The organism is Pseudomonas nitroreducens (assembly GCF_010994165.1).
In the GTDB taxonomy this organism is placed as follows: Bacteria; Pseudomonadota; Gammaproteobacteria; order Pseudomonadales; family Pseudomonadaceae; genus Pseudomonas; species Pseudomonas nitroreducens.
Genome location: NZ_WMBX01000006.1, coordinates 1 through 26,462, shown reverse-complemented (window position 1 = coordinate 26,462; position 26,462 = coordinate 1). Strand labels below are relative to the sequence as shown.

Sequence of the window (26,462 nt, the reverse complement as noted above, 5' to 3'; positions counted from 1 at the left end):
GGTCGTGCCCTGAGTTGTATCAAGCTACTTCACCACCGGCCTTCGCCTGCTGTTCCAGGTGCGCCTGGAGTTCCGGGGCGAGGTTGAGGTTGTAGGCCAGTTCGTCGAGGTAGGTGCGCTCGGCGTCCTGCTGGTCGTCCACCAGCATCACGCTGACCAGGTACATTTCCGCGGCAACGGCGGGATCGCCCTGGGCGGTTTGCGCGACGTCCGCGGCGTCCAGCGGTTTCTGCATTTCAGCATCGATCCAGGCCTGCAATTGCGGCTCGCCGGCGTGGCGTTGCAGTTCTGCCTGGATCGCCGCCTGCTCGCGCTCATCGATACGGCCGTCCGCCTTGGCAGCCGCGAGCATGGCAGTGAGTATCGCGTGGCTGTGGGCTTCGGCTTCGGGGCCATCGAGCTGGTCGACGGTGGTCAGCGATTGCTGCTGCGAGGGATTGGCATTCTGCTGGCGCTGCCAGTTCTGATAGGCCTGGTAGGCCATCATGCCCAGCGAGGCGAGCATGGCGTAGTTGACGCCGCCACCCGTGGAACGCCCCTGGGGAGCGCCGCCGGAACTGGCGCCGCCACCGAGCATGCTGCCCAGCACACCACCCAGGCCGCCCAGACCACCACCACCGGAACCGCCCGCGCTACCACCGCCGAGAATCGAACCCAGACCGCCGCCTCCGCCGCCGCCCAGCAACCCGCCGAGCAGGCCACCCAGGCCACCGAGCGGGTCTGCGCCACCGGCGCCGCCCTGTTGCTGTTGCGCCGCCGAGCCCTGTCCGGCCCGCAGCAGTTGTTCCAGTAGATCGGTCGTGTTCATGATCAGTCCCTCGCCATCGCGCGGTGTGCGTTGGGCAACGATAGTCCCGCCACACCGATGCGCCAGCGCCGTCCGCCAGCCGGCCCGGAATGGTCGGGACGCCCGGCGACGGAGACTGATGCCCGGCACCATCGGGTGCCAGGCGAAGCGGCGCAGCCGCGCCCTTTATCCAGCGGATGCGAGGAAGGTCACGTCACTCAGGCGGGCACCGCGTCCAGCGCCTTCTGCGCCTGGGCTTCCAGCTCGACCTTGAGGCCGGTGTCGAGGCTCAGCTGGCGCGCCAGTTCATCCAGGTAGGCGCGCTCCATGAAATTGGTCTCGTCGACCATCAGCAGGCTGGCCAGGTACATCTCGGCGGCCATTTCCTCGCTGGTGGCGGCGCGAGCGACTTCCGCCGGATCGAGCGGCTTGGCCAGTTCGCGGTCGAGCCAGCCCTGCAGCTCGAGGTCGCCGGTGAGCTTGGCGATTTCGCCGTCGATCAGCTGGCGTTCGCGATCATCGATATGTCCGTCGGCTTTCGCGGCGGCGACGATGGCCCGCAGGATCGCGTGGCTATGCTGCTCGGCCTGGGCCGGCGGCAGGCGGTCAACGGTCTGCGGCTCGCCGCGCGGAGCGCTGGCCTGCTTCTGCTGCCAGTTGCCGTAGGCCTTGTAGGCCAGCACGCCCAACGCCGCGAGGCCGCCGTAGGCGACGACCTTGCCGCCCACCTTGCGCGCCTTCTTGCTGCCCATCAGCAAGCCCAGAGCGCCCGCTGCCAGAGCGCCGCCACCGGCGCCGGACAGCAGGCTGCCCAGGTCCAGGCCACCCTTGCTGCCGCCCTGTGCGGGTTGGCCGCCGCCCTGCTGGGTCAGGCCCTTGTTCTGCATCAGTTCCTGCCCGGATTTGAGCAGTTGGTCGAGCAGGCCACGTGTGTTCATGGCGATCTCCACTAGCTATCGAGATGAAAAGTCAGGCCTCCGACTCTAGCTCGCAGCCTTGTCAGAGCGGAGTTGCAGAGTGCTTCCGGATATTGCGGGCCTTTGCCGGCGGGTCCGCAGGGCAAATAGGCCGCTTTCATTCGATTAAAAAGAATGCTCCTATAGATTTTCGATAATCAACAATGAAATGCGCCGAGACCGGCTAGACAAGGCTCTAGATCGCGACTCCGCGCGCCAGCGGCCAATCGCCCATGATGACCCTCCGCCAGATCCGCCACTTCATCGCCGTCGCCGAGACCGGCTCGATCTCCGCCGCCGCCCAGGCGGTGTTCATTTCCCAGTCGACACTGACCCTCGCCATTCAGCAATTGGAAGAAGAGATCGGCGTGCGCCTGTTCGACCGCCACGCCAAGGGCATGACCCTGACCCACCAGGGCCACCAGTTCCTGCGCCAGGCGCACCTGATCCTGGCCACCGTGGAGAACGCCAAGCGCAGCCTGCAGCAGAGCACCGACCAGGTGGCCGGCAGCCTGACCATCGGGGTGACCAGCCTGGTGGCGGGTTACTACCTGGCCGACCTGATCAACCGCTTCCAGCGCGCCTTCCCCAACGTGAAGACCCGCGTGGTAGAGGACGAGCGCCCGTACATCGAGCACCTGCTGGTAAGCGGCGAGATCGACGTCGGCGTGCTGATCCTCTCCAACCTGGAAGACCGCCACGCCCTGCAGACCGAGGTGCTCACCCACTCGCCGCACCGCCTGTGGCTACCGGCGCAGCACCCGCTGCTGGAGCGCGACAGCATCGCCCTGGCCGATGTGGCGGGCGAGCCATTGATCCAGCTGAACGCCGACGAGATGGGCCTGCACACCCAGCGCATCTGGTCCCGCGCCGGGCTGGTGCCGCAGGTGACGCTGCGCACCGCCTCGGTGGAAGCCGTGCGAAGCCTGGTGGCGGCGGGCCTGGGCCTGTCGATCCAGCCGGACATGACTTACCGCCCCTGGTCGCTGGAAGGCGACATCATCGAGGCACGGCCGCTGGTGGACCTTTCCGAACCCCTGGACGTCGGCCTGGCCTGGCGTCGCGGCACCGCTCGACCGGCGCTGGTGGACCCGTTCCTCACCGTCGCCCGTGAGCAGCCCAACGCAAAGCGCCTGTCGATCTGAGGAGCGGATTACACAAACACGCCGAGCCAACGCAGGACGAATAATCGCTCGCGGTTATCCGCCGAATGGCCCGGACGGAAAGGGACGACGGATGACGCTTGCAGCGTTATGCGCCCTACGGATTGGCGGCCACCTGAGCGCCATTCCACACAAAACGCCTTTCGATCTAGAGGCTTACAGCGTTCGATTTAATCGAACGGCGCTTTCAGTAATTAGAATTTGTCGACCCCACGTCCGGACTCTAGTCTCTCGTCCCATACCAAAGGGCCAAGTTCCGGGCACCGCCCTACGCCGGAGCACGCACATGCCCCCCGAAAACAAGACAGATAAAAGACGAGCTTCCAGGATGACCGGCGCAACCCTGCATACCGCCTTGCTGATCGACGGCCAACTGGTCGCCGGCGAAGGCATGGCCGAGCCGATCATCAACCCGACCACGGGCGAAACCATCGCCAGCATCGCCGACGGCTCCATCGACCAGGTCGAGCAGGCCATCGCCGCTGCGCACCACGCCTTCCCCGCCTGGGCCCGCACTACTCCCGCGCAACGTTCCGCCGCGCTGCTGGCTATCGCGGACGCCATTGACAAGCGCGCGAATGATCTCGCCCAGCTGGAATCGCTGAACTGCGGCAAGCCGCTGCACCTGGCGCGCCAGGACGATATTCCGGCCACCGCCGACGTGTTCCGCTTCTTCGCCGGCGCCGTGCGCTGCCAGCAGGGCCAACTCGCCGGCGAATACGTGCCCGGCCACACCAGCATGGTGCGCCGCGATCCGGTGGGCGTGGTCGCCTCGATTGCGCCGTGGAACTACCCGCTGATGATGGCCGCATGGAAGATCGCCCCCGCGCTGGCCGCCGGCAACACGCTGGTGTTCAAGCCGTCCGAACACACGCCACTGAGCATCCTGGCGCTGGCGCCAGCGCTGGCGGAAATCCTCCCGGCCGGCGTGATCAACATCGTCTGCGGTGGCGGCGAAGGCGTCGGCAGCCATCTGGTCAGCCACCCGAAGGTGCGTATGGTCTCCCTCACCGGCGACATCGTCACCGGGCAGAAGATTCTCCAGGCCGCCTCGCGCACGCTCAAACGCACGCACCTGGAACTGGGCGGCAAGGCGCCGGTGATCGTCTGCAACGACGCCGATCTCGACGCCGTGGTCCAGGGCGTACGCACCCATGGTTATTACAACGCTGGCCAGGACTGCACCGCCGCCTGCCGCATCTACGCGCAGGCGGGCATCCATGACCGCCTCGTCGCCGAGCTGGGCGACGCCGTGGCCAGCATCCGCTTCGCCCGCAAGCGCGACGCCGACAACGAGATCAGCCCGCTGATCAGCGCCCGCCAGCGCGACCGCGTGGCCAGCTTCGTCGAACGCGCCCTCGGCCAGCCGCACATCGAGCGCGTCACCGGCGCCGCCGTGCATTCCGGCCCCGGTTTCTACTACCAGCCGACCCTGCTGGCCGGCTGCAAGCAGCAGGACGAGATCGTCCAGCGCGAGGTGTTCGGCCCGGTGGTCACGGTGACCCGCTTCGACCAACTGGAGCAGGCGGTGGACTGGGCCAACGACTCCGAATACGGCCTGGCCTCCTCGGTGTGGACGCAGAACCTGGACAAGGCCTTCCAGATCGCCAACCGCCTGCAGTACGGCTGCACCTGGATCAACACCCACTTCATGCTCGCCAGCGAGATGCCCCACGGCGGGCTCAAGCGCTCGGGCTACGGCAAGGACCTGTCCAGCGACTCGCTGCAGGACTACAGCGTGGTGCGCCACATCATGGCGCGCCACGGCCAGCAACTGGATTGAACCATCCGGCGGGGTCACCCGCCGGCACATAAGAAACGCCCCGACGCCAAGTCGTCAGAGGGAGGTTGCTCGATTGAACTGCCCCACCAATAGAGACAACAACGAGAGGGAGACACCCGATGCGCAAGACCGCACTGCTCAGTGCCATCACCACCGCCCTGCTGGCCAGCGCCGGCGTCCAGGCCGCCGAGGCCCTGAAGGAAGTCGGCAAAGGCGAAGGCCGCCTGGACATCATCGCCTGGCCCGGCTACATCGAGCGCGGCCAGTCCGACAAGAACTACGACTGGGTCACCCAGTTCGAGAAGGACACCGGCTGCCAGGTCAACGTGAAGACCGCCGCCACCTCCGACGAGATGGTCAGCCTGATGGCCAAGGGCGGCTATGACCTGGTCACCGCCTCGGGCGACGCCTCCCTGCGCCTGATCTACGGCAAGCGCGTGCAGCCGATCGATCCGTCGCTGATCCCCAACTGGAAGAACATCGACCCGCGCCTGAAGGACGCCGCCTGGTACGTGGTCAACGGCAAGACCTATGGCGCGCCGTACCAGTGGGGCCCGAACCTGCTGATGTACAACACCAAGGTCTTCCCCACCGCGCCGGACAGCTGGAAGGTCGTGTTCGACGCGCAGAACCTGCCCGACGGCAAGCCGAACAAGGGCCGCGTGCAGGCCTACGACGGCCCGATCTACGTCGCCGACGCCGCGCTGTACCTGAAGGCCACCCAGCCGGAACTGGGCATCACCGACCCGTACCAGCTCGACGAGAAGCAGTACGCCGCCGTGGTCGAACTGCTGCGCAAGCAGCATGACCTGATCCACCGCTACTGGCACGACACCACCGTGCAGATGAGCGACTTCAAGAACGAAGGCGTCGCCGCTTCCAGCGCCTGGCCCTACCAGGCCAACGCCCTGAAGGCCGAAGGTCAGCCAATCGCCACCGTGTTCCCGAAAGAAGGCGTCACCGGCTGGGCCGACACCACCATGCTGCACGCTGAAGCCCAGCACCCGAGCTGCGCCTACAAGTGGCTGAACTGGTCGCTGGAGCCCAAGGTGCAAGGTGACGTGGCCGCCTGGTTCGGTTCGGTGCCGGCCGTGCCGGAAGGCTGCAAGGCGAGCACCCTGCTGGGCGGAGAAGGCTGCGCCACCAACGGCTACAACCAGTTCGACAAGATCGCGTTCTGGAAGACCCCGGTGGCCGAGGGCGGCAAGTTCGTCCCGTACAGCCGCTGGACCCAGGACTACATCGGGATCATGGGCGGCCGTTGATTTCGGCTCCCCTTTCCCTCTGGGAGAGGGGTTGGGGGTGAGGGCCCGGCCGTGTGCCGTGGCTTCCCTCACCCCGGCCCTCTCCCAGAGGGAGAGGGAGTTCCCGCCCCACCCAATTCGCATCGATTCACCCGTATCTCAGATTCACGGGCAGGACTCCCCTACGCCGGAATCCTGCCCCTTGGAGCGTGCACCATGACCACCCCCGCTGTTCAATTCACCCAGGTCTCCCGCCAGTTCGGCGAGGTGAAAGCCGTTGACCGGGTGTCCATCGACATCAAGGACGGCGAGTTCTTCTCCATGCTCGGCCCGTCGGGCTCGGGCAAGACCACCTGCCTGCGCCTGATCGCCGGCTTCGAGCAACCCACAGCAGGTTCCATCCGCATCCATGGCGAAGAGGCCGCGGGCCTGCCGCCCTACCAGCGCGACGTCAACACGGTATTCCAGGACTACGCGCTGTTCCCGCACATGAGCGTGCTGGAGAACGTCGCCTACGGCCTGAAGGTGAAAGGCATCGGCAAGGCCGAACGCCTGAAGCGCGCCGAAGAAGCCCTCGGCATGGTCGCCCTGGGTGGCTACGGCGTGCGCAAGCCGGTGCAGCTCTCCGGCGGCCAGCGCCAGCGCGTTGCCCTGGCCCGAGCCCTGGTGAACCGCCCGCGCGTCCTGCTGCTGGACGAACCCCTCGGTGCCCTCGACCTCAAGCTGCGCGAGCAGATGCAGAGCGAGCTGAAGAAGCTGCAGCGCCAGTTGGGCATCACCTTCATCTTCGTCACCCACGACCAGAGCGAAGCGCTGTCCATGTCCGACCGCGTGGCCGTGTTCAACAAGGGCCGCATCGAGCAGGTCGACACCCCGCGTAACCTCTACATGAAGCCAGCGACTCCGTTCGTGGCCGAGTTCGTCGGCACCTCCAACGTGCTGCGCGGCGACATCGCCCAGAGCCTGACCGGCAACGCCCAGCCCTTCTCCATCCGCCCGGAGCACATCACCTTCGCCAACGGCGAGCGCGCCACCTCGGACATCGAGATCAGCGGCCTGCTGCACGACATCCAGTACCAGGGCGCCGCGACCCGCTACGAGATCCGTCTCGACAACGGCCAGAACCTCTGCCTCAGCCAGGCCAACAGCCAGTGGGCCGACATCGACCTCGCCCACCAGCCGGGCCAGCGCGTGACCGCTCGCTGGGCGCGCGAGGCGATGGTGGTGCTGAACGAGGGCGCGTGAGATGGAACTGACGATGAATGCAGCGCTGCCGGCGGCCAGCAATGGCCCGCTGCGCCGCCTGTCCAACCTGCTCTACCGCAAGCCGACGCTGTACCTCTCGCTGCTGCTGATCCCGCCGCTGCTGTGGTTCGGCGCGATCTACCTCGGCTCGCTGCTGACGCTGCTGTGGCAGGGTTTCTACACCTTCGACGACTTCACCATGACGGTGACGCCGGACCTGACCTGGGCCAACTTCGGCTCGCTGTTCAGTGGCTCCAACTTCGACATCATCCAGCGCACCGTGCTGATGGCCGTCGCGGTGTCCATCGCCAGCGGCGCGGTGGCCTTCCCCATCGCCTACTACATGGCGCGCTACACCACCGGCAAGACCAAGGCGTTCTTCTACATCGCCGTGATGATGCCGATGTGGGCCAGCTACATCGTCAAGGCCTACGCCTGGACCCTGCTGCTGGCCAAGGGCGGCGTGGCGATGTGGTTCGTCCAGCACCTGGGCCTTGAGCCCGTGCTGAACCTGCTGCTGGGCATTCCGGGGATCGGTGGCAACACCCTGTCCACCTCCAGCTTCGGGCGCTTCCTGGTGTTCGTATACATCTGGCTGCCGTTCATGATCCTGCCGATCCAGGCCTCCCTGGAGCGCCTGCCGCCGTCGCTGCTGCAGGCCTCGGCGGACCTCGGCGCGCACCCGCGGCAGACCTTCTTCCAGGTGATCCTGCCACTGTCGATCCCCGGCATCGCCGCCGGCTCGATCTTCACCTTCAGCCTGACCCTGGGCGACTTCATCGTGCCGCAGCTGGTGGGCCCGCCGGGCTACTTCATCGGCAGCATGGTCTACGCCCAGCAGGGCGCGATCGGCAACATGCCGATGGCCGCCGCCTTCACCCTGGTGCCGATCGTGCTGATCGCTGTCTATCTCTCCATCGTCAAACGTCTGGGGGCCTTCGATGCACTCTGAGAAAGCTTCCTGGGGGCTCAAAGCAGCTGCCTGGGGCGGGCTGGTGTTCCTGCACTTCCCGATCCTGATCATCTTCCTGTACGCCTTCAACACCGAGGACGCGGCCTTCAGCTTCCCGCCCAAGGGCTTCACCCTGCACTGGTTCAGCGTCGCCTTCGCGCGCCAGGACGTGCTCGAAGCCATCGAGCTGTCGGTGAAGATCGCCAGCGTCGCCACGCTGATCGCCATGCTCCTGGGCACGCTTGCGGCCGCCGCGTTGTACCGCCGCGACTTCTTCGGCAAGGAAGGCATCTCGCTGATGCTGATCCTGCCGATCGCCCTGCCCGGCATCATCACCGGCATCGCGCTGCTGTCGGCGTTCAAGACCCTCGGCATCGAGCCGGGCTTCCTGACCATCGTCATCGGCCACGCGACCTTCTGCGTGGTGATCGTCTACAACAACGTCATCGCGCGTTTCCGCCGTACCTCGCACAGCCTCATCGAAGCCTCGATGGACCTGGGCGCCGACGGCTGGCAGACCTTCCGCTACGTGATCCTGCCCAACCTCGGCTCGGCGCTGCTGGCCGGCGGCATGCTGGCGTTCGCGCTGTCCTTCGACGAGATCATCGTCACCACCTTCACCGCCGGCCACGAACGCACCCTGCCGATCTGGCTGCTCAACCAGCTGGGCCGCCCGCGCGACGTGCCGGTGACCAACGTGGTGGCGATGCTGGTGATGATCGTGACCATGCTGCCGATCCTCGGCGCCTACTACCTGACCAAGGGTGGCGAGGGCGTGGCGGGCAGCGGCAAGTAAGCCAACAGAACCCCTCAGGCCCGCCGGCTCAAAATCGGCAGGCCCCTAAAAAGAAACACCCAACCGAATTTGCACCACGTTCCTGACCAAGAGGACTCAACCATGCAAACCCACCTGCTGATCAACGGCCAACTGGTCGCTGGCGAAGGCGAGAAGCTCGCCATCCTGAACCCCTCCCTGGGCACCACCCTGGTAGAAATCGCCGAGGCCACTCCGGCCCAGGTCGACGCCGCCGTGCTGGCCGCCGACGCGGCCTTCGACAGTTGGTCGCAGACCGCGCCGAAAGACCGCGCGATGCTCCTGCTGCAACTGGCCGACGCCATCGACGCCAACGCCGAGGAACTGGCCCGCCTGGAGTCCAACAACTGCGGCAAGCCCTACTCCGCCGCGCTGAATGACGAACTGCCGGCGGTGGCCGACGTGTTCCGCTTCTTCGCCGGCGCCTGCCGCGTGATGCAAGGCTCCGCCGCGGGCGAATACCTGCCGGGCCACACCTCGATGATCCGTCGCGACCCGGTGGGCGTGGTCGCCTCCATCGCGCCGTGGAACTACCCGCTGATGATGGTCGCGTGGAAACTCGGCCCGGCCCTGGCCGCCGGCAACACCGTGGTGCTCAAGCCCTCCGAGCAGACCCCGCTGACCGCCCTGCGCCTGGCGCAGCTGATGGCCGGCATCTTCCCCGCTGGCGTGGTCAACCTGGTGTTCGGCCGTGGCCCGAGCGTCGGCGAGCCACTGACCACCCACCCGAAAGTGCGCATGGTGTCGCTGACCGGTTCGGTCGCCACCGGCAGCCGCATCATCGCCGGCACCGCCGACACCGTGAAGCGCATGCACATGGAACTGGGCGGCAAGGCCCCGGTACTGATCTTCGACGACGCCGACATCGACGCCGCCGTGGAAGGCATCCGCACCTTCGGCTTCTACAACGCCGGCCAGGACTGCACCGCCGCCTGCCGCATCTACGCGCAGAAAGGCATCTACGCCAAGTTCGTGGAAAAGCTCGGCGCCGCCGTGGCCAGCATCCAGTACGGCGAGCAGGACGACCCGAACACCGAGCTGGGCCCGGTCATCACCGAACAGCACCTGGAGCGCGTGATCGGCTTCGTCGAGCGCGCCCGCCAGGTGCCGCACATCGAAGTGGTCACCGGCGGCAAGCGTGCCGACCGCGCCGGCTTCTTCTTCGAGCCGACCGTGCTCGCTGGCGCCCGCCAGGACGACGAAGTGGTCCGCCGCGAAATCTTCGGCCCGGTGGTTTCGGTCACTGAGTTCGAGGACGAGGCACAGGCGCTGGCCTGGGCGAATGACTCCGACTACGGCCTGGCCTCCTCGGTGTGGACCAGCGACATCGGCCGCGCCCATCGCCTGTCCGCGCGCCTGCAGTACGGCTGCACCTGGGTCAACACGCACTTCATGCTGACCACCGAGATGCCCCACGGCGGCATGAAGCTGTCGGGCTACGGCAAGGACATGTCCATGTACGGTCTCGAGGATTACACCGCCATCCGCCACGTAATGATCAAGCACTAAAACGACCGGCTGCGCGTCGGCAGTACAGCGTTGGAAACGGGGACGGGCCCAGTCATTTACAGCTCGTAAACTCCTGGGCCCGTCCCCGTTTCCGCCTCGTCCTGCTCTAGCTCGCGCGGTCGTTGGTTCCTCGTTACACCGTAAAGATCAAAAGCTTCAAATCGGCGCCCCGCTCGACCGGGACCGCCGCGCGGCCACGCATGCCGCAACCCCTTCCGGCAGGGAAGGGCAAAACCATGACAGCCCTGCCCCGGGCCATCACCTTGCAAGGACTTCCCATGACCATCACCCGCCGCGACTTCCTCAACGGCGTTGCCCTCACCATCGGCGCGGGCCTCACCCCGCTGCAACTTCTCCAGGCCGCTCCGTCCGGCCGCTACTACCCGCCTGCCCTGACCGGCATGCGCGGCAGCCATCCCGGCGCGTTCGAGGTCGCGCACCAGATGGGCTGGGAGAAGAAGGTGTTCGATACCGATGGCCTGAAGATCGAGGAGCAGTACGACCTGGTGGTGGTCGGCGGCGGCATCAGCGGCCTGTCCGCGGCCTGGTTCTACCGGCAGAAGCACCCCAAGGCGCGCGTGCTGATCATCGAGAACCACGACGACTTCGGCGGCCACGCCAAGCGCAACGAATTCCAGGCCGGCGGCCGGATGATCCTCGGCTACGGCGGCAGCGAAGCCTTCCAGTCGCCCAAGCACCTGTACAGCGACACGGTCAACAACCTGCTCAAGCAGCTCAACGTCGACGTCGACCGCTTCGAAACCGCCTTCGACCGTGACTTCTACCCGAACCTGGGCCTGTCGCGCGGCGTGTTCTTCGACAAGGCCGGCTTCGGCGAGGCGAAGATGGTCAGCGGCGACCCGACGCCCATGGTGGCCGACGACATCGCCCCGGAAAAACTCAACGCCCGCAGCTGGCGCGCCTTCATCAGCGACTTCCCGCTGCCCGAGGCCGACCGCCAGGCGCTGATCGACCTGCACGAGGCACCCAAGGACTACCTCGCCGGCAAGACCCGCGAGGAGAAGGAAGCGCACCTGGCCAAGACCAGCTACCAGGACTTCCTGCGCAAGGACGTCGGCCTGAGCGAAGCCGCCACCCGCTACTTCCTCAGCCGCACCAACGACTTCTCCGCGCTGAGCATCGACGCCGTCTCCGCCGATTCGGCCTACTCCGTGGGCTTCCCCGGTTTCGGTGCGATGGACCTCTCGCCGATCAGCGAGGAAGCCAGGTCCGAGATGGAAGAGCCGTACATCTACCACTTCCCCGACGGCAACGCCTCGCTGGCGCGTCTGCTGGTGCGCGGCCTGATCCCGGGCGTGGCGCCGGGCAAGGACATGAACGACATCGTCCTGGCCACCTTCGACTATTCGAAACTGGACCAGCCGAACAACGCCGTGCGCCTGCGCCTGAACAGCACCGCGGTGAGCGTGAAGAACCGCGACGGCGGCGTGGACGTCGGCTACAGCCGCGCCGGCGCCCTGCACCGCGTGCGTGGCAAGCACTGCGTGCTGGCCTGCTACAACATGATCATCCCGTACCTACTGCGCGACCTCTCCGCCGAGCAGTCCCACGCCCTGGCGCAGAACGTGAAGTTCCCACTGGTGTACACCAAGGTAGTGATCCGCAACTGGCAGAGTTTCATGAAGCTGGGCGTGCACGAAATCTACGCCCCCAGCCAGCCGTACAGCCGCGTGAAGCTGGACTACCCGGTGGACATCGGCGGCTACAGCCACCCGCGCGACCCGAACCAGCCCATCGGGCTGCACATGGTCTACGTGCCCACCAGCCCCAACACCGGCATGGACGCGCGCACCCAGGCCCGCGTGGGCCGCGGCAAGCTCTACGGCATGAGCTTCGAATACATGGAAGGCATGATCCGCGACCAGTTGCAGGCCATGCTCGGCCCGGCCGGCTTCGACCACCAGAAGGATATCCAGGCGATCACCATCAACCGTTGGTCGCACGGCTATTCGTACTTCTCCAACAGCCTCTTCGATGATGAGCAAGAGAGCGAAAAACTGATGAACCTGGCCCGCACCAAGGTCGGCAACGTCACCATCGCCAACTCCGATGCCGCCTGGGACGCCTATGCCCATGCCGCCATCGACGAGGCCTGGCGCGCGGTGGGTGAACTGTCCTGATATCCCCGGCGCCACACCCTGCGTGGCGCCACATCCAACGGCCATCCGGCCGACAACCCGCGGGCACGCCCGCAACGGAGGCAAGCATGCGTCACCTCGTCAGAGCGTTTTACCTGCTGTCGCTGTTCACCTTTGCCGGTCTCGTACAGGCCGCAGAGTCGCCCAAACAGATCGTCGATGCCTACATGGCCGCGTGGAACGCCCACGATGCCGAGAAGGCCGCCGGCTACCTGGCCAAGGATGCGGAGTACTTCGACGTCACCGTCGGCACCCCGCAGAAGGGCCGCGATGCCGCGCGTGACAACGTGATCAAGGTGTTCGTGGGGGCCGTGCCGGACCTTACGTGGAAGATGAACGGCAAGCCGATCGTCGACAAGGACGGCATCGCCTTCCAGTGGACCTTCAGCGGCACCAACACCGGCGCCTGGGACGCCCAGACCCCGGCGACCAACAAGCCGCTGTCGTTCGACGGTGTGAGCTACGTGAAGGTCAAGGACGGCAAGATCGTCTACCAGGGCGATTACTACGACGCCCTCGGCCTGCACAAGCAGTTGGGCTGGTAACGGAAACGCAGGGCGCATAACCCGGAGCGGGTAATCCGCCGTCCAGCGTGGCGGCGGATAACGCAACGCGTTATTCGCCCTACGGGTCGATATCCAGCATTTGTGTTCTACAGCCGCGCCGGAAGGCGCGGCTGACATAACAAGAAGACAAGCCCTCGCCTACCCCTGCCCTCATCCGCCACTGCAGTGTGCCCACCGATGCCAACCACTCTCGAAAGCCGGCCCACGAGCGCCGAAGACAGCTCCAGCACCCGCTCCACCATCGACCAGGTCAAGCAGCTTATCGCCGACCTCAATGTGCGCTGGACCGAGATCAGCAAGGTCTCCGAAGTCATCAAGCAGATCGCCAAGAACACCAACCTGGTGGCCCTCAACGCCGCCATCGAGGCCGCCCGCGCCGGGGAAAGCGGGCGTGGCTTCGCGGTGGTCGCCGATGAGGTGCGCCGCCTGGCGACCCAGTCGGCCAACGCCACCGCCGACATCGGCAACGTCGTCGCCTCGATCAAGAGCGAGAGTGCCAAGGCCCTGGCCGATGTCGAGCAGGCCGAGCATTCCAGCCTGCTCGACACCGCCCGCGTGGTGCTGGCCAGCGAAACCCAGCGCCTGGAAGCGCGCTTCGCCGTAATGGCCACCGCCCTCTACGGCCTGAAACACTTCATCCTCGGCATGAAGAGCCGCAACCTCGGCCCCCAGCGCGAGCAGATCGACGCAGTGATGCACGAATACCTGACCCGCAATCCCGAGCTGCTGGCCTTCGCCTGCGGGTGCGAGCCAAACGCCTTCGACGGCCGCGACCGCGAGTTCATCGACAGCCCCGGCCACGACGCCAGCGGCCGCCTCATGGCTTACTGGCACAGGGGCAGCGGCGTGGCCCAGCGCGAATGCCTGGTCGGCTACGACAAGGCCGACGGTAGCGGCGACTGGTACCAGATCCCCCGCGACAAGGGCCGCGACGTGTTTATGGAGCCCTACGAGTACAGCGTCGGCGGCAGCACCGTGCTGATGACCTCGTTCATGTCGCCCATGTATTCCAACGGCCGCTTCCTCGGCATCCTCGGCGCCGATTACACGCTGCACCAGTTGCAGGAAAGCCTCGGCAAGCTGGCGCCGATGGGCAATGGTCGCTACGCCCTGCTCTCCAACGCGGGCGTCTACGTCACCCACGCCGACCCTAAGCGCCTGGGCGACAAGGCCAGCGAACTGCCGCAGGAGGCGCGCAACGCCATCGCCCGGGGCAAGGCCTGGGAACAGGTGAAAGGCCAGCGCGTGGAATTGCTGCAACCGATCCGCGTCGGCGACAGCGATGCGCCATGGGCGCTGCTGATAAGCTTCGAACTGGCCAAGGCCGGCGAGTAAGCACCGCACTGTTCGCCAGCAAGATCGCTCCTGCCAGGTCGGCTCCAGCGTTGTAGGCATCGGTAGGATCGAGCTTGCTCGCGAGCCTGGGCGTATGCCTAGGTCCTGTCCGGCAACTCGGTGATATGGATTTCCGTCACCAGCGCCGGCTTCGCCAGTGGCGTGCGCGACAGCAACGGACAGAAGCGCGAGAGCGCGCCGATCAGCTCCCACTGGGTATCCAGTGATTTCGACAGCACATCCACATCCGCGAGTACTCGCTGCCCCACGCGCTGCAGGTGCGGATCGGGGCTATGCCCAAGCTCCACCGACAACTGGGTGATCAGGGTGCTGAGGTTCGACATGTTGCGGGTGGCGAGGGCGAGGATGTTCGCCAGCAGGGCGATTTCCGATTGCGGGATGACAGCAGGCGTTGCAGAAGCGTCCATGCGTGCTCCAGTGATGCTCTGGTGGGTAGTGGCGCGATCCTTGCGCGAGCGCCCAGAGAGTAACATCAGATCGCCATCTTGCGACAGATATCACATTTCATTTCTTTTCCTGACCATTGAGTCACCTCTTTCCTTCAGCCGCGTATTCCGCTCGTAAAGCGCGACCTGATGCTCATTTCCCCGTCCCAGCCCAGGAAACAGCTCGGCGCATTTGAGCCGAAAGGCCCCCGCTTCCTATGATCCGCGGCCATTTTCCAGCTTTGTATTTCTGCTCCTGCTGTATGGCGATCTGCCTGCGGCCTGAAGCCAGCAAGCCTCACCTCGCGTCACCCCTTGAAGATGTAGCCGATGGAACCGAACGCCAAGACTCCCTGCCCGCCAGATACACGGAACGACCCGAATGGCTCGCTTCCCGAAGCCCCCTCCGGCGAGGCAGCAATGGGGGTCTCGTATGCAATCGACGAGGGCGAAACATTTCCCAGCGAGCCGGCTCGATCGGTTCCCACGGAAGCCTTGAGCTCCTGGGATGGCCCCGGTACCACCTACACACTGCCGCCGCGCCCGGTGGCCGCACTGCCTGCCCCGCTCCCCACAATCGCCCGGCCGGCTCCGCAGGTGCCGGTCGAGCCTCTGCCGACGGCCGAGCCGTACTTGCTGGCGCCCGTCCCCCGACCGGCCGTCAACTGGCCGCTGATCGCCGGCGTCATCGTCGGGACGCTGGTCACCGCTCTGCTGCTGGCGCTGTGGCAACCCTGGGCTCTCGATGATGAACTCAATCTCCCGAGCGAACCCGCGCCGGACAAGCTCTCGCAGGTAGAGCCCGGTCAGCAGGGCGTGGTGGACCGATCACCGTCCCCGGCAGATAGCCTCGATACCGTCACCCAGGAACCCATGGACGACGGCCCCTTGGTCATTCCGCCATCCGAGCCGGTGCCGGAGGAACAGGCTGCCCCGCTCGCCGATGCAGCCGTACCGGCCACGCCGGCTACTCCCATCGATCCGGTTCAAGCAGCAGCACCAGCCCCGACGCCGGCGCCCCATGAAGTATCGGCTCCGGTGATGAAACGGCCGTCAGCTCCCATGGCCGCAGCCGAGCAGAAACACAAGCCTCATCCGCAGCGCACCCAGGCCATGCCCGTCACCGGCAGCAAGGCCATGAGCCCGACGCCACCTGGCAGTAAGCCTGCGCCCGTCGCAACAGGCACCCTGAGCGTCATCGTTCAGCCCTGGGGCGAAGTCTGGATCGACGGCAGGAAGCGCGGCATCAGCCCGCCCCTGTTCAAGCTGCAACTGCCACCGGGAAGTTACCGAATCGAACTGCGCAACCCCGACCTGCCGGCCTACAGACAGGATGTGCAGATTTCCGCAGGACAATCCGTGACGCTCCGACACAGCCTCCAATAAACGTCGGCCGGCCCCCTTTGACCGGTATGGATCCCTCCATGAAGACTCTGCGCACTCTCTCGACACCGCTGCTGATCGCCTGCCTGGCAACGGTTTCCGCTTGCAGCAGCCAGCCCGAGGCACCGCCCGCACCACCTGCGGATGATGCCCAGGTACTCGCCGAGCACACCTTCGACGAAGGCCTGCGCGCATACGAGGCCGGGCATTACTACCTGGCCGAACAGCAGTTCCTCTCGCCAGCCATCTGGCGCGCCGATGCGCAGGTGCAACTGAAGGCCCTCAAGTACCTGGCGTTCAGTTATTGCGTGACCGAACGACCGATCCAGTGCCGCTTCGCCTTTGACCGCGCCCTGCAGATCGATCCGACCTTCCACCTGGGTACCAGCGAGGCCAGCCATCCGCTCTGGGGACCGGTGTTCGTCCAGGCGGCGCGCCGTTGAACATCTCTACTGATCGCGAGGCTCCCATGCCGCTCACTTACCGGCTACGCCGCTGCATGCTGACGTTGGCGCTTCTGTCGGTGCTGCCGCTCGCCCAAGCCGAAACGCATGAAAGCCTGAACTCGGCTGTCGAGAGCCTCTGGAGCGTCGAACAGGTTTCCACCTCCGCGCTGGGCTCCCATTTCACCCCGCAGGAGTCGAAAGCCGGCACCGAATACCGCACCGACGTGAAGAACGCGCCGTCCTACCTGGAAATTGCCGGAGAGGCCGCCTCGGTGGTGATCGGCGGCAAGCGCTTCGACGCCATCGACACGCCCTGGGGCAATTTCCCCCGGCTGGACATGCGCAAAACCCGCCTATTGGACATCAAGCTGCCGAAACGCCATTACCAGGTACTGGCGGGCCCCGGCACCGGTCTGTTCGGAGCTGGCGACTGGCGACTCTACGGCTTTCTTCACGTTGTCGACGTCAGCACGCCCGCCCCCACTTACTATCCGCTTTATGCCGAGGCCTCGCTGGGGGAACACCTGCTGGGGCGCCTACCCGGTTCTGCCGTGCTGAACTATGCGCGTCTGGTTCCCGTCGACCGCGGCCAGGCCGGAGAAGCCGAAGCCTACGAAGTCACACTGTATGCCCTGGCGCGCGCGAGACCCGAGCCCGTGCTGAGGAACGGCGTGCCGCTGGCCTATTCGCTGAAACACGAAGGGGACACCTGGGTCATCAACAGCGTAGACAGCACGCCAGTGACCACCGCGCTCGACGAAGAGAAGCGCTCCTTCACCACCCCGCTGCGCCCAGCGCTGTTCCAGTTCAAGGAAAGCGTCCGCAGATGATCGGCAGCCACCGGTCTGGTGGCTGCCGCAGAACGTCCAGGGAGTGAGCCCGTCCGGCCTCAGGCCTGCCCGAAGGCCTTGCGTTTGGGCGTACCTCGTTGCGCGGCGCGCAGGTATTGCGCCGGCCACGGCACCGGCTGCCCGCCCAGCTCATCGGCGGCGTGCAGCGGCCAGTACGGATCGCGCAGCAGCTCGCGGGCCAGCAGGATCAGGTCGGCCTGCCCGGTACGCAGGATGTGTTCCGCCTGCACCGGTTCGGTGATCATGCCGACGGTGCCGCTGGCGATACCGGCTTCCTTGCGCACCCGCTCGGCGAACTGCGTCTGATAGCCCGGCCCCACGGGAATCTCGGCGTTGGCCGCAGTGCCACCGGAAGACACATCGATCAGGTCCACCCCCAGGCCCTTCAGGCGCCGTGCCAGCTCAACGGTCTCGTCGGGGTTCCAGCCGTCCTCCACCCAATCGGTGGCGGACAGGCGGACGAACAGCGGCAACTCCTGCGGCCACACCGCACGCACCGCCTCGGTGATTTCGAGGAGGAAGCGGATGCGGTTCTCGAAGCAGGTGCCGTACTGGTCGCGCCGCTGGTTGGAAAGCGGCGAGAGGAACTGGTGCAGCAGATAGCCATGGGCGGCATGCACCTCGGCGATCTTGAAGCCGGCGGCAAGGGCCCGCTCGGCGCCGCGCACGAACTGATGCTTGATGGTCGCCATCTGCTCTTCGCTCAGGGCGATGGGCGCGGTGTGCTGTGGGTCGAAGGCGATGGCCGAGGGCGCCACCGGTGTCCAGCCGCCTTCGCTGATCGGCACCGAGCCGTGCTTGCCCAGCCAGGGTGCCCAGGTACTCGCCTTGCGTCCGGCATGGGCCAGCTGCACGCCGGCCACCGCGCCCTGGGACTCGATGAAACGGGTGATACGCCGCAGCGGCTCGACCTGCTCATCATTCCAGATGCCCAGGTCCTCGGCGCTGATCCGCCCTTCCGGGGCGACCGCCGTGGCCTCGACTATCACCAGGCCGGCGCCGCCGACTGCCCGGCTGCCTAGGTGCACCAGGTGCCAGTCGTTGGCCAGGCCGTCCTGGGCGGAATACTGGCACATGGGGGATACGGCGATACGGTTGGACAGGGTCAGCTGGCGCAGGGTCAGGGGCTCGAACAACTGGCTCATGGTGGCACTCCCTCGGGTCTTCAGAACTTGTCACTTCAACTGTAGACCGGGATCGCCTAAGGATAGGTCCCGACGATAGGTGGCCGCCGCCGACCACTGACGGAGCCTGGCGGGTTCAATGCGCACGGCCTGCTATTGCACTGGCTGATGCATGAACGAAGCTTCTGCGCGAAATCTCGGCTCCGCCAGGGCCGATGGCGACGCGCTGAGCCGGCCTGCAGGCCGGATCGCGGAGATGACTCGCTCCCACAGGGGAGCCACCGTCGTCAATGCAACTCGCTCGACTTGCCCATGGCCGCCACCGCTCCGGGTGCCAGGCTGTAGCGCTTGTTCTCGTCACGTTCGAGCAGGCCGGAGAGGTGCAGGCGGCGCAGCGTCTGACTGACGCAGCTGAGGGAGATGGGCAGCCCTGGCTCCTCCAGGTAGGCGTGCAGCTCTACGGCAGTCGCCTTGCGGCAAGCCACCAGCGCATCGAGGATGTTCAGCCGCGGCAGGCTGCTGCGCAGGCCGGCATGTTCCAGCAGTTGCCGGGCCGGGCGCGGCAGGCGTGGGCGGATCACCGGACTGGCTTTGATCGCAACTCTCATGGGCGCACCTCGAAGGACAGGGTGGAAACGTGGATCACGCTGTCGTAGCGCTTGCCGTCGACGCTGGCACCGCCGTTGACCTGGGCCGAGACCTCCAGCACGTAGCGCGCCGGGAACGGCGTGGCCAGGGTCACGGTGCCGTCGGCTGCCGGCTTCAGGCTGCGACTCCACTGCTCGGAGGTGTACACGTTGACCTGCGAGGCCGGCACCACGGTGCCCTTCCAGTGCAGGGCGAAGGTATTGCCGCCGGGCGTCGTGGGCACCAGCTCCAGATCATTCTGCGCCCGGGTCTCGGTGCGTCCCTCGCGGGCCTGATAAATGGTCAGGGTGCTGCCTTCGGCACGCTGGGCGGCGACGCGCAGGTCGCCCGGCGGCACGGCGCCGATATCGAAGGACTCGACGCCAGCCTTCATCGGCGCCGTCTTGCCCTCGCCGAGCACGACGTGAGCGTTCTGCAACTGGGTCACCTGCAGGTGCTCGCCGGGCTGCTGTTCGCTGAAATAGCTTTTCGCGCTCTGGCCTGCATTGCGTTCCAGCCACAGGTAGTCCGCGTTGGCCAATGGCGCACAGCTCAGCGCCACGGCCAGCAGCGTGAGCTGGCGAAGGTAGAAGGTCATGCGGTTCTCCTGTTGTCTGGCTGAAGTTCGCTTCCGTTGCGAATCGATCGCTTTCACATACAAGACGGATGAGCCGCAAAAAACACGCACAGAAAATGTGTAAAGAAATGGAAAAGACCGCGAAAACCGCACCGAAACATTTATTTGCAACTGCAGATGGCCGGTTTTTCGATCTCATCCGTCCTTACTCCTAGAACACCGCTGCGACTGGGTGTCTTCGCGCCTCGCCGGCCTTGTCCGGCGGGGGCCTTTTCCATTGCCTTTCCCTTGCGTGGCCGTGATTCCCCATGTCCAAGAAATCCCGCTCCAGGCTCTGGTTCCTGGTCCACAGCTGGCTGGCCCTGCCCATCTGGTTCTTCGTGTTCCTGGTGTGCATCACCGGCACCCTGGCCACGGTGAGCCAGGAGATTGTCTGGCTGGCCGATCCGTCCGTGCGCGCCAATCCGCCGGATGATGACGCCCAACGCCTGGGCTACGACCAGGTACTCGCCGCCATGGCCCAGCAGCAACCGCAGGCCGCCGTGCGCATGATCAGCGCACCCAGCGAAATGCATTTTGCGCTGCGAGTCAGCGTCACCTATCCCGACAGCGCTACCGCCATGCTCTACGTGAACCCCTATACCGGGGTCATCCAGGGCAAGATGCCGCTGTTCGACTTCCGCCAGTTCACCCGTGCACTGCATGGCTGGTGGCTGGTGCCCTTCAACCACGGTTTCAGCTGGGGCTGGTACCTGGTCTCGCTGCTCGGTTTGCCGATGCTCGCCTCGCTGGTCACCGGCCTGGTGGTGTACAAGCGCTTCTGGCGCGGCTTCCTCAAGCCGACCCTGCGCCTGCGCCAGGGCGCGCGCATCTTCTGGGGCGACATGCACCGGCTGATGGGTATCTGGTCGATCTGGTTCATCGCAGTGATTTCCATCACCGGCACCTGGTTCCTGATCCAGGCGGTGCTGTTCGACAACAGCATTTCCATCTCCAGCGAGGGCGTACCGACCATCATCCAGCGCGACAGCATCCCACTGGGCGTGGACGGCAAGGCGCCACCGCGCATCGGCCTGGACGCCGCCGTGCTGTCCGCGCAGCAACGGATTCCCGGCTTCGAGCCGACCTTCTTCCGCCTGCCCTCCAGCGCCTACGACCCGGTGACGATCTTCGGCAAGGCCTGGTACCCGCTGATGTCCGAAAGCGCCCAGGTGAACCCCTACGACGGCAGCATCGCCTCGACTCGCCTGCTGGGCGACCGCTCGGGCCTGGAGTTCGTCACCGAGTCCATGCGCCCGCTGCACACCGGCGATTTCGGTGGCGTGTGGGTCAAGCTGATCTGGTTCGTGTTCGGCCTGATCCTCAGCATGATGGTGCTCAGCGGCCTGATGATCTGGAGCAAGCGCACCCTGATCGCCACCGCCAAGGAACTGAAGAAGCAGAAAGCCCGCGAGCGCATCGCTGTCGCGGCCACCGCGGAGGCCAGCCAATGAGCGGCAACAGCAAGCTGCGCCGCCTATGGCTGCGCTGGCGTTTCCACCTCAGCGCCCTGTTGGTGCTGATTCCCCTGGGCTTCATGCCGCAGTACTTCCACGAGGCGAAACTGGACCGTGGCCTACGCGGCCTGGGCGAGCGCGAGATCGGCAATCTGCAGGTCGGCCCCTGGACCGCGCGCATGGCCGAATGGGAAGTCGGCGAGCCGGAAGACGAAGGCCGCGCCGGCTTCGTCAAGGCCTTTACCCTGGCCCTCTGCGACAGCTGCTCTGCACAGGTGAAGGCCGCCTACCTGCGTATCGGCGAACCGCGCAGCCTGCGGGCCGCCGGCGGGCTGTTCGCCGGCACGCCGCACCAGCAGTTCGCGGAAGTCACGATCCCGGCTCGGGTCACCCCGGCCGACAAGCTGTGGCTGACCGTGGAAGGCTGGGATGGCGCCGTGCACCAGGCGCAGATCCCTCTCGACCAGGCCTCGCCTTCGCTGGTGGCCTGGCTGGAAAAGACCCGGAGCAATCGATGAAAGCGATCCTCAAGCACAGCGCCCTGCTGCTCGGCCTGGCCGCCAGCGCCAGCGCTCTGGCCCACGCGCCCTTCTGCGAATGCACGGCGCTGGATGCCGAGACCATCCGCTGCGTTGGCGGCTTCACCGACGGCAGCGACGCCCCGGGTGTGACCCTGGACGTGATGAGCGCCGCCGACAACCGGGTGCTGGCCCCCGGCAGGCTGGGCGCGGATTCCAGCTTGACCTTCAAGCGCCCCGGCGAGGACTTCTACATCCTCTTCGATGTCGGGCCGGGCTATCAGGTGGAAGTCGAGCCAAGCGAGATCCGGGGGCTCTGAGCGCAATCAGCCGAGCCCCCGTCCGGGAAGCGAGGGTGCGCCAATAGCGGCGCACCGTCCCTCAGGCAGCGGAGGACTCGCCCTGCCCCGGCAGCACCAGCGCGGCCGGCACTGAGCGTTGACTCCTGGCGGCCAGCCAGTAGTAGGCCAAGGCCGGCAGCAGCAGGCCGATAAGCCAGGAGATATCCACGCCCCCCAGCGTCTCCACCAACGGCCCGGTGTAGAAACCGCTGTCGATGAAGGGCATCTGCACCAGCACACCGAAGCAGTAGACGCCGATGCCGGTCCAGTTCCAGCGGCCATAGCGGCCGTCGGGATCGGACAGCGCGGGGATGTCATAGCGCTCGCGGGTAATGCAGTAGTAGTCCACCAGGTTGATCGCGCTCCACGGCGTGAAGAACGCCAGCAGGAACAGCAGGAACGACTTGAACGCGGCCAGGAAAGAGTGCTGCCCGGCCAGCGCCAGGCCGGTGGAGAGGCCGACGATCACCAGCACGAACAGCAGACGCTGCAGGTGCGTGACCTTCAACTGGCCACGGAAGCCGCTGATGATGGTGGCGATGCACATGAAGCTGCCATAGGCGTTCAACGTCGCGATGGTCACCTTGCCGAAGGCCACGCTGAAGAACAGTGCGGACGCCATCATGCCACTCGCCCCCAGGCCGACCACGTAAGCCACCGGCTGCCCGGAGAACTCCTTGCCGGCCAGCGCCGCGGCGAACACGCCGAGGACCATGGACGTCTGCGAACCGAGCACCGAGCCCAGGCCCACCGCGAAGAAGGTCTTCGGCGACGAGGTTTCGCTCGGCAGGTAGCGCGAGTAGTCCGCCACGTAGGGCCCGAAGGCGATCTGCCAGGACGCCGCCAGGGAAACGGCGAGCAGGAAGGTGTTCCAGGCGAAGTGGCGGTTCTCCAGCAGCACGCCGATGTCGTTGACCGACAGCAGACGCACGAACAGGTAGGCGAAGGCGACGATGCCCAGCACGCTGGCGGCCTTGCCCAGCCAGTGGATCACCCGGTAACCGCAGACTGTCACCGCGACGATGACCGCCGCGAACACCAGGATGCCGACGGTATCGCTGACATGGGCCAACTGGCCGATGGCCTGGCCCGCCAGCACCGTGCCGGTGGCGTTGAAGCCGACATACATCACGCAGACCAGCACCAGCGGGATCACTGCGCCGAACACGCCGAATTGCACGCGGCTGGAGATCATCTGCGGCAGGCCGAGCTTGGGCCCCTGGGCGCCGTGCAGCGCCATCACCACGCCGCCGAATATCTGCCCGATGAGCAGGCCGATCAGCGACCAGAACACATCGCCGCCCAGCACCACCGCCAGCGCGCCGGTGACGATGGCGGTGATCTGCAGGTTGCAGCCGAACCACAGGGTGAACTGGCTGAACAGGCGGCCGTGCCGTTCAGCCTGGGGAATGTAATCGATGGAGCGGGTTTCGATCAGGGACTTACCAGCCATGAAGCGTTCTCCTCGCCGCCGGACGTTCGCCCAGCCGCGCTGTTGTTGTTATGCACAGCGTTTCCTGATTCGCCGGGGCGGCAGCGGAGGCCGCCCCGTACCTGCCGTCAATGGCGGGCGGCATCCAGCACGGCGCGGGAGATGATGATCTTCTGCACCTCGGAAGTTCCCTCGAAGATCCGCAGGATTCGCGCGTCGCGCACGAAGCGCTCCAGCGGCAGGTCGCGGATGTAGCCGTAGCCGCCGTGCAGTTGCAGCGCGGCGTCGGTGATGAAGCCGCAGGCCTCGGCGGCGAACAGCTTGGCGGTGGCCGATTCGAGGCTGAAGCGCTCGCCGCTGTCGCGTCGGGCGGCGGCTTGCATCGTCAGTAGCCGTGCCGCTTCGAACTGCGCGTGCATATCGGCGATGCGCCACTGGGTGCCCTGGTAAGCCGACAACGGCTTGGTGCCGATCTGCCGCTCATCCACCCACTTCAAGGCGTACTCCATGGCCGCGCGGGCGATGCCCAGCGACATGGCGGCGACTTCCACGCGGCCGCGATCCAGCACTTCCATGGCGGTGCGGAAGCCCTGGTTTTCCTCGCCCAGCAGCGCATCCGCCGGCAGCCAGCAGTCCAGCGCCAGCTCGTAGATGGTGCTGCCGCGCAGGCCCATGGTCTTTTCCGGGTTGGCGAAGGTGACGCCGACGGTGCCCTTGGGAATCAGGAAGGCGCTGATGCCACGGGCGCCGGCCTCCGGGTCGGTCTTGGCGTAGAGCACGATGAAGTCGGCTTCGCGGGCATTGGTGATGTAGTGCTTGCTGCCGCGAATCCGCCAGCCGCCGGTCTCGCGCACGGCACGGGTGCGCATGTCCGCCGGGTTGGAGCCGGCTGCCGGTTCGGTCAGGCCGAAGGCGCCGAGCAGCTCACCGCTGGCACAGCGCGGCAGCCATTCCTGGCGTTGCTCCTCGGTGCCGCCGATGAGGATCGAATCGGTGGCGAGGAAGTGTGCGGTCAACGCTGACGCAGTGGAGGCGCAGGCCGCCGACACCGCCTCGACCACCCGGCTCATGGCCAGGCTGCCGATGCCGAAGCCGCCATAGGTTTCCGGCAGGTTGATGCCCATGAAGCCCAGCTCCCCGAGGGCCTGCAGGCTTTCGGCGCAGAAGGCCTCTTCTTCGTCATAGCGCTGGGCGTTGGCGGCCAGCACGTCGCGGCAGACCCGCTCGGCGGAGTCGACGATGGCCAGTTCGGTGGCGTCGATGTCGAAGTTCATTGCACAGCTCCTGCTTTATTCGTGAGGCCGAACGCGGCATTGGCTTCGCCCAATCGGGGAGCGCGCGTCGCGGCGTGGGGCTTGCGCCCGTTGAAGTAGACCGGTTGCGGCACCAGTGGCGGCTGGCCGTCGCCCGGCTGCACCAGCAGTTGGCGCACCTGCGCCTGTTCGCTGCCGGTAGCCTCGGCGAGGTTCCACACCGGCGAGGCCGGCACGCCGGCATCCAGCAGCAGGTCGCAGGCCTGCTCGACGCTGCGCTGGCCGGTCCAGGCCTCGATCTCGGCACGCAATGCCTGTTCGTTGCGGGTGCGCGAGGGGTCGTCGGCAAAGCGCGGATCGTCGGCCAGTTCGCCGCGGCCGATGCTTTCGCAGAAGCGCCGGAACAGCTTGTCGCTGGCCACCGCGATCACCACCAGGCCGTCGGCGGCGCGGTAGGTGTCGAACGGCGTCGACACCGGGTGGCGGTTACCCACCAGCCCCGGCGCCCTGCCGTGGGCGAACAGGTTGGACAGGCCGGTCATCTGCAGGCTGACCAGCACGTCGAACATCGCCACGTCGATGTACTGCGCGCTGCTGCCCTGGTGCTCGCGGGAGAACAGCGCGCTGCTGATCGCCCAGGCCGCATAGACGCCGGCGCACAGGTCGCCGAGTGCTTCGCCGCTGCGGGTCGGCCCGGTCTCGGGGAAACCGCTGACGCTCATCAGCCCGGACATCGCCTGGGCGACGATGTCGTAGGCCGGGCGGCGCGACAGCGGGCCGTTCTGGCCGAAACCGGAAATGCTCGCGTAGATCAGCTTCGGGTTGTGCTGCCTGAGGCTGTCGAAATCGATGCCCAGGCGCTGGGTGACGCCGGGGCGGAAGTTCTCCACCACCACATCGGCGTCCGCCACCAGGTCATAGAAACGTTGCAGGTCTTCCGGCGCCTTGAAGTCCAGCTCGACGCTGCGCTTGCCGCGGTTGATCAGGCCGAAATAGACACTTTCGCCGTCCTTGAACGGGCCGAGATGGCGGCTGTCGTCGCCGTGCCCCGGCACTTCGAACTTGATCACTTCGGCGCCGAGGTCGGCAAGCATCGCGGTGCAGTGCGGCCCGGCCAGCACGCGGCTCAGGTCCAGTACGCGCACGCCGTTGAGCGGCTGCGGTGTGGGCAGTTCAGTCACATTGCTCATGCTCGATTCCTCAGGCAGTGATCATCGGCAGGTTCAGGCCCTGTTCCCTGGCGCAATCGATCGCGATCTGATAACCCGCGTCGGCATGGCGCATCACGCCGGTGCCTGGGTCGTTGGTCAGCACGCGGGCGATGCGCTCGGCAGCTTCGTCGGTGCCGTCGCAGACGATCACCATCCCCGAGTGCTGGGAGAAGCCCATGCCCACCCCGCCGCCATGGTGCAACGAGACCCAGGTGGCGCCGCTGGCGGTGTTCAGCAGGGCGTT

At 66.2% G+C, this 26,462-nt stretch carries 25 protein-coding genes and 2 pseudogenes; 17 read left to right on the top strand and 10 right to left on the bottom strand.

All coding sequences use genetic code 11. The features are described 5' to 3' along the window. Nucleotides 1-19: 19 nt before the first annotated feature. Together GJV37_RS23995 and GJV37_RS23990 are read right to left on the bottom strand one after the other, a co-directional pair. Nucleotides 20-808, bottom strand: coding sequence for a tellurite resistance TerB family protein (locus GJV37_RS23995; protein WP_024765693.1), 789 nt, complete (start codon nucleotides 806-808; stop codon nucleotides 20-22). A 197-nt stretch (nucleotides 809-1,005) separates the two neighbouring features. Then, nucleotides 1,006-1,725, bottom strand: coding sequence for a tellurite resistance TerB family protein (locus GJV37_RS23990; protein WP_193452994.1), 720 nt, complete (start codon nucleotides 1,723-1,725; stop codon nucleotides 1,006-1,008). A gap of 251 nt (nucleotides 1,726-1,976) precedes the next feature. On the opposite strand from GJV37_RS23990, the gene GJV37_RS23985 reads away from it, so the two are divergent. The 11 genes and pseudogenes from GJV37_RS23985 (at nucleotide 1,977) to GJV37_RS29895 (ending at nucleotide 14,513) form a co-directional block, all read left to right on the top strand. Next, complete coding sequence (locus GJV37_RS23985) at nucleotides 1,977-2,888, top strand: LysR family transcriptional regulator (protein ID WP_024765694.1); 912 nt, start codon at nucleotides 1,977-1,979, stop codon at nucleotides 2,886-2,888. 346 nt (nucleotides 2,889-3,234) lie between these two features. Continuing rightward, entirely contained in the window at nucleotides 3,235-4,689 is a 1,455-nt protein-coding gene (locus tag GJV37_RS23980; RefSeq protein ID WP_193452993.1) for a gamma-aminobutyraldehyde dehydrogenase, read from the top strand. Between the two features lie 119 nt (nucleotides 4,690-4,808). Further along, entirely contained in the window at nucleotides 4,809-5,954 is a 1,146-nt protein-coding gene (gene ydcS, locus GJV37_RS23975; protein WP_024765696.1) for a putative ABC transporter substrate-binding protein YdcS, read from the top strand. A gap of 195 nt (nucleotides 5,955-6,149) precedes the next feature. Continuing rightward, nucleotides 6,150-7,178 carry an ABC transporter ATP-binding protein gene (locus tag GJV37_RS23970; RefSeq protein WP_193452992.1) on the top strand — a complete coding sequence of 343 codons (1,029 nt, stop codon included), beginning with the start codon at nucleotides 6,150-6,152 and terminating at the stop codon, nucleotides 7,176-7,178. 1 nt (nucleotide 7,179) lies between these two features. Further along, nucleotides 7,180-8,130 carry an ABC transporter permease gene (locus GJV37_RS23965; protein ID WP_038803387.1) on the top strand — a complete coding sequence of 317 codons (951 nt, stop codon included), beginning with the start codon at nucleotides 7,180-7,182 and terminating at the stop codon, nucleotides 8,128-8,130. Further along, nucleotides 8,120-8,926, top strand: coding sequence for an ABC transporter permease (locus GJV37_RS23960; RefSeq protein ID WP_024766933.1), 807 nt, complete (start codon nucleotides 8,120-8,122; stop codon nucleotides 8,924-8,926). Before GJV37_RS23965 ends, GJV37_RS23960 begins: the two co-directional genes overlap by 11 nt. 102 nt (nucleotides 8,927-9,028) lie before the next feature. Then, nucleotides 9,029-10,453, top strand: coding sequence for a gamma-aminobutyraldehyde dehydrogenase (locus tag GJV37_RS23955; RefSeq protein ID WP_193452991.1), 1,425 nt, complete (start codon nucleotides 9,029-9,031; stop codon nucleotides 10,451-10,453). Between the two features lie 278 nt (nucleotides 10,454-10,731). Further along, nucleotides 10,732-12,594, top strand: coding sequence for an FAD-dependent oxidoreductase (locus tag GJV37_RS23950; RefSeq protein WP_193452990.1), 1,863 nt, complete (start codon nucleotides 10,732-10,734; stop codon nucleotides 12,592-12,594). An 86-nt stretch (nucleotides 12,595-12,680) separates the two neighbouring features. Continuing rightward, nucleotides 12,681-13,157, top strand: coding sequence for an ester cyclase (locus GJV37_RS23945; protein ID WP_024766936.1), 477 nt, complete (start codon nucleotides 12,681-12,683; stop codon nucleotides 13,155-13,157). Nucleotides 13,158-13,355: 198 nt separating this feature from the next. Continuing rightward, nucleotides 13,356-13,649, top strand: a pseudogene (locus tag GJV37_RS29900) (methyl-accepting chemotaxis protein); the annotation flags it as partial. A gap of 132 nt (nucleotides 13,650-13,781) precedes the next feature. After that, nucleotides 13,782-14,513 (top strand): cache domain-containing protein, encoded by a 732-nt coding sequence (locus tag GJV37_RS29895; protein WP_425326846.1) that lies wholly within the window; start codon nucleotides 13,782-13,784, stop codon nucleotides 14,511-14,513. A 98-nt stretch (nucleotides 14,514-14,611) separates the two neighbouring features. On the opposite strand, the gene GJV37_RS23935 is transcribed toward GJV37_RS29895, so the two are convergent. Further along, entirely contained in the window at nucleotides 14,612-14,941 is a 330-nt protein-coding gene (locus tag GJV37_RS23935) for a hypothetical protein (RefSeq protein ID WP_024766938.1), read from the bottom strand. 348 nt (nucleotides 14,942-15,289) lie between these two features. On the opposite strand from GJV37_RS23935, the gene GJV37_RS23930 reads away from it, so the two are divergent. From GJV37_RS23930 to GJV37_RS23920, 3 genes are read left to right on the top strand one after another with little or no spacing between them, the layout of a single operon-like run. Beyond that, nucleotides 15,290-16,345 carry a hypothetical protein gene (locus GJV37_RS23930; protein ID WP_193452988.1) on the top strand — a complete coding sequence of 352 codons (1,056 nt, stop codon included), beginning with the start codon at nucleotides 15,290-15,292 and terminating at the stop codon, nucleotides 16,343-16,345. Nucleotides 16,346-16,383: 38 nt separating this feature from the next. Beyond that, nucleotides 16,384-16,785 carry a TssQ family T6SS-associated lipoprotein gene (locus GJV37_RS23925; protein ID WP_205896533.1) on the top strand — a complete coding sequence of 134 codons (402 nt, stop codon included), beginning with the start codon at nucleotides 16,384-16,386 and terminating at the stop codon, nucleotides 16,783-16,785. A gap of 26 nt (nucleotides 16,786-16,811) precedes the next feature. Then, nucleotides 16,812-17,618 (top strand): hypothetical protein, encoded by an 807-nt coding sequence (locus GJV37_RS23920; RefSeq protein WP_193452987.1) that lies wholly within the window; start codon nucleotides 16,812-16,814, stop codon nucleotides 17,616-17,618. Between the two features lie 59 nt (nucleotides 17,619-17,677). Here GJV37_RS23920 and GJV37_RS23915 read toward each other — a convergent pair whose 3' ends face one another. The 3 genes from GJV37_RS23915 to GJV37_RS23905 all read right to left on the bottom strand — a co-directional run bounded on the left by GJV37_RS23915 (nucleotide 17,678) and on the right by GJV37_RS23905 (nucleotide 19,988). Beyond that, nucleotides 17,678-18,784, bottom strand: coding sequence for an NADH:flavin oxidoreductase/NADH oxidase (locus GJV37_RS23915; protein WP_170860034.1), 1,107 nt, complete (start codon nucleotides 18,782-18,784; stop codon nucleotides 17,678-17,680). A 266-nt stretch (nucleotides 18,785-19,050) separates the two neighbouring features. Next, a complete protein-coding gene (locus tag GJV37_RS23910; protein WP_024766942.1) occupies nucleotides 19,051-19,371 on the bottom strand; it encodes a transcriptional repressor in 321 nt (106 codons plus the stop codon). Further along, complete coding sequence (locus GJV37_RS23905) at nucleotides 19,368-19,988, bottom strand: hypothetical protein (protein ID WP_170860035.1); 621 nt, start codon at nucleotides 19,986-19,988, stop codon at nucleotides 19,368-19,370. Before GJV37_RS23905 ends, GJV37_RS23910 begins: the two co-directional genes overlap by 4 nt. 287 nt (nucleotides 19,989-20,275) lie before the next feature. On the opposite strand from GJV37_RS23905, the gene GJV37_RS23900 reads away from it, so the two are divergent. The 3 genes from GJV37_RS23900 to GJV37_RS23890 are packed head-to-tail and all read left to right on the top strand — an operon-like array spanning nucleotide 20,276 to nucleotide 22,301. Beyond that, on the top strand, nucleotides 20,276-21,460 hold the full coding sequence (locus tag GJV37_RS23900) for a PepSY-associated TM helix domain-containing protein (protein WP_169887269.1): 1,185 nt from the start codon (nucleotides 20,276-20,278) through the stop codon (nucleotides 21,458-21,460). Then, a complete protein-coding gene (locus GJV37_RS23895) occupies nucleotides 21,457-21,981 on the top strand; it encodes a thiamine pyrophosphate-binding protein (protein ID WP_169887268.1) in 525 nt (174 codons plus the stop codon). Before GJV37_RS23900 ends, GJV37_RS23895 begins: the two co-directional genes overlap by 4 nt. Next, nucleotides 21,978-22,301 (top strand): hypothetical protein, encoded by a 324-nt coding sequence (locus GJV37_RS23890; protein WP_037015963.1) that lies wholly within the window; start codon nucleotides 21,978-21,980, stop codon nucleotides 22,299-22,301. Before GJV37_RS23895 ends, GJV37_RS23890 begins: the two co-directional genes overlap by 4 nt. A 61-nt stretch (nucleotides 22,302-22,362) precedes the next feature. Here the strand turns inward: GJV37_RS23890 and GJV37_RS23885 are convergent, their stop codons facing one another. The 4 genes and pseudogenes from GJV37_RS23885 to GJV37_RS23870 form a co-directional block, all read right to left on the bottom strand. Continuing rightward, on the bottom strand, nucleotides 22,363-23,775 hold the full coding sequence (locus tag GJV37_RS23885; RefSeq protein ID WP_024766947.1) for a purine-cytosine permease family protein: 1,413 nt from the start codon (nucleotides 23,773-23,775) through the stop codon (nucleotides 22,363-22,365). 107 nt (nucleotides 23,776-23,882) lie between these two features. Further along, nucleotides 23,883-25,028: an acyl-CoA dehydrogenase family protein gene (locus GJV37_RS23880; RefSeq protein WP_170860038.1), complete on the bottom strand. Its 1,146-nt coding sequence runs from the start codon at nucleotides 25,026-25,028 to the stop codon at nucleotides 23,883-23,885. Further along, nucleotides 25,025-26,197 carry a CaiB/BaiF CoA transferase family protein gene (locus GJV37_RS23875; RefSeq protein ID WP_065084915.1) on the bottom strand — a complete coding sequence of 391 codons (1,173 nt, stop codon included), beginning with the start codon at nucleotides 26,195-26,197 and terminating at the stop codon, nucleotides 25,025-25,027. The genes GJV37_RS23880 and GJV37_RS23875 overlap by 4 nt, the downstream gene beginning before the upstream one ends. A 10-nt stretch (nucleotides 26,198-26,207) precedes the next feature. Then, nucleotides 26,208-26,462 (bottom strand): annotated as a pseudogene (locus tag GJV37_RS23870) (urocanate hydratase); the annotation flags it as partial.

Excerpts from the sequence above, each read along its gene's own strand:
- GJV37_RS23875 (WP_065084915.1), bottom strand. The coding sequence starts at position 26,197 with ATGAGCAATGTGACTGAACTGCCCACACCGCAGCCGCTCAACGGCGTG.
- GJV37_RS23950 (WP_193452990.1), top strand. The coding sequence starts at position 10,732 with ATGACCATCACCCGCCGCGACTTCCTCAACGGCGTTGCCCTCACCATC.
- GJV37_RS23995 (WP_024765693.1), bottom strand. The coding sequence starts at position 808 with ATGAACACGACCGATCTACTGGAACAACTGCTGCGGGCCGGACAGGGC.
- GJV37_RS23930 (WP_193452988.1), top strand. The coding sequence starts at position 15,290 with ATGGAACCGAACGCCAAGACTCCCTGCCCGCCAGATACACGGAACGAC.
- GJV37_RS23880 (WP_170860038.1), bottom strand. The coding sequence starts at position 25,028 with ATGAACTTCGACATCGACGCCACCGAACTGGCCATCGTCGACTCCGCC.
- GJV37_RS23955 (WP_193452991.1), top strand. The coding sequence starts at position 9,029 with ATGCAAACCCACCTGCTGATCAACGGCCAACTGGTCGCTGGCGAAGGC.
- GJV37_RS23960 (WP_024766933.1), top strand. The coding sequence starts at position 8,120 with ATGCACTCTGAGAAAGCTTCCTGGGGGCTCAAAGCAGCTGCCTGGGGC.
- GJV37_RS23900 (WP_169887269.1), top strand. The coding sequence starts at position 20,276 with ATGTCCAAGAAATCCCGCTCCAGGCTCTGGTTCCTGGTCCACAGCTGG.
- GJV37_RS23920 (WP_193452987.1), top strand. The coding sequence starts at position 16,812 with ATGCCGCTCACTTACCGGCTACGCCGCTGCATGCTGACGTTGGCGCTT.
- GJV37_RS23980 (WP_193452993.1), top strand. The coding sequence starts at position 3,235 with ATGACCGGCGCAACCCTGCATACCGCCTTGCTGATCGACGGCCAACTG.
- GJV37_RS23925 (WP_205896533.1), top strand. The coding sequence starts at position 16,384 with ATGAAGACTCTGCGCACTCTCTCGACACCGCTGCTGATCGCCTGCCTG.
- GJV37_RS23890 (WP_037015963.1), top strand. The coding sequence starts at position 21,978 with ATGAAAGCGATCCTCAAGCACAGCGCCCTGCTGCTCGGCCTGGCCGCC.
- GJV37_RS23915 (WP_170860034.1), bottom strand. The coding sequence starts at position 18,784 with ATGAGCCAGTTGTTCGAGCCCCTGACCCTGCGCCAGCTGACCCTGTCC.
- ydcS (WP_024765696.1), top strand. The coding sequence starts at position 4,809 with ATGCGCAAGACCGCACTGCTCAGTGCCATCACCACCGCCCTGCTGGCC.
- GJV37_RS23965 (WP_038803387.1), top strand. The coding sequence starts at position 7,180 with ATGGAACTGACGATGAATGCAGCGCTGCCGGCGGCCAGCAATGGCCCG.
- GJV37_RS23990 (WP_193452994.1), bottom strand. The coding sequence starts at position 1,725 with ATGAACACACGTGGCCTGCTCGACCAACTGCTCAAATCCGGGCAGGAA.
- GJV37_RS23935 (WP_024766938.1), bottom strand. The coding sequence starts at position 14,941 with ATGGACGCTTCTGCAACGCCTGCTGTCATCCCGCAATCGGAAATCGCC.
- GJV37_RS23885 (WP_024766947.1), bottom strand. The coding sequence starts at position 23,775 with ATGGCTGGTAAGTCCCTGATCGAAACCCGCTCCATCGATTACATTCCC.
- GJV37_RS23945 (WP_024766936.1), top strand. The coding sequence starts at position 12,681 with ATGCGTCACCTCGTCAGAGCGTTTTACCTGCTGTCGCTGTTCACCTTT.
- GJV37_RS23905 (WP_170860035.1), bottom strand. The coding sequence starts at position 19,988 with ATGACCTTCTACCTTCGCCAGCTCACGCTGCTGGCCGTGGCGCTGAGC.
- GJV37_RS23910 (WP_024766942.1), bottom strand. The coding sequence starts at position 19,371 with ATGAGAGTTGCGATCAAAGCCAGTCCGGTGATCCGCCCACGCCTGCCG.
- GJV37_RS23970 (WP_193452992.1), top strand. The coding sequence starts at position 6,150 with ATGACCACCCCCGCTGTTCAATTCACCCAGGTCTCCCGCCAGTTCGGC.
- GJV37_RS29895 (WP_425326846.1), top strand. The coding sequence starts at position 13,782 with ATGGCCACCGCCCTCTACGGCCTGAAACACTTCATCCTCGGCATGAAG.
- GJV37_RS23985 (WP_024765694.1), top strand. The coding sequence starts at position 1,977 with ATGATGACCCTCCGCCAGATCCGCCACTTCATCGCCGTCGCCGAGACC.
- GJV37_RS23895 (WP_169887268.1), top strand. The coding sequence starts at position 21,457 with ATGAGCGGCAACAGCAAGCTGCGCCGCCTATGGCTGCGCTGGCGTTTC.